1 pseudogene is annotated in these 868 nt (G+C 66.2%); it reads right to left on the reverse strand.

The window, feature by feature from the left end:
• Nucleotides 1-19 precede the first annotated feature (19 nt).
• Nucleotides 20-687: pseudogene (locus IE257_RS38820) on the reverse strand (IS5 family transposase); the annotation flags it as partial.
• Between the last annotated feature and the right edge of the window lie 181 nt (nt 688-868).

The following is an 868-nucleotide window of genomic DNA, read 5'->3' on the forward strand; positions in this document are numbered from 1 at the left end:
TCGCCGCCACCCTCTGCTGCTACAAACGGCTTCTCCGCCTCACCACATAGGACACGGTCTTAGAGGTCCTACAAAGGCGTTGGACGTGTCGGTGAGTGATGAGGCAGGTGGCGAGGCCGAGGAAGGCTTCGTGCATGTCGTCGCGTCGTTCCCATCGGATCCGTAATCGGCGGAAGCCGTGAAGCCATGCGATGGTCCGTTCCACGACCCACCGGTAGACGCCGAGGCCGGAGCCGTGCGGGACTCCGCGGCGGGCGATCACCGGTTTGATGCCCTGCGCCCAGACGAGACGGCGGTACTAGTCGTGGTCGTAGCCGCGGTCACCGAGCAGGGTGTCGGGTCGGTTGCGTGGCCGTCCGACCAGGCCGGCGACAGACGGGATCCTTTTCAGCAGGGGTATCAGCTGGGTGACGTCATTGCGGTTGCCGCCGGTCAGCGAGACGGCGAGCGGGATGCCCTGGCCGTCGACGATGAGATGGTGCTTGCTGCCCGGACGTGCGCGGTCGACCGGGCTGGGCCCGTTTTTGGGCCCCGCCGAGCTGCCCTGACGTGGGAGGAGCCGATCACCGCCCGCGACCAGTCCAGCTTCTTCGCGACCCGCAGCTTCTTCAGCAGCACCACGTGCAGTTGATCCCAGACGCCAGCATCGTTCCACGCGGCCAGGCGCCGCCAGCAGGTCATGCCTGATCCGAGGCCCAGCTCCTGTGGGCTGAACTGCTGGTCGTCCACGGTCTGGGCCGCTGCCGTGATGGTGGGTTGGGAGTGCTGTAGTGGTATGTGGAGTGGTCTGTTGAACTGGGCGGGTTCGTGGGTCGGGGCGCGGTCGATGATTTCAGCATTGGTTCCGCCGCGGGCTTCGTCCTCGATG

Source organism: Streptomyces avidinii, from assembly GCF_014650695.1.
Lineage (GTDB): Bacteria > Actinomycetota > Actinomycetes > Streptomycetales > Streptomycetaceae > Streptomyces > Streptomyces avidinii.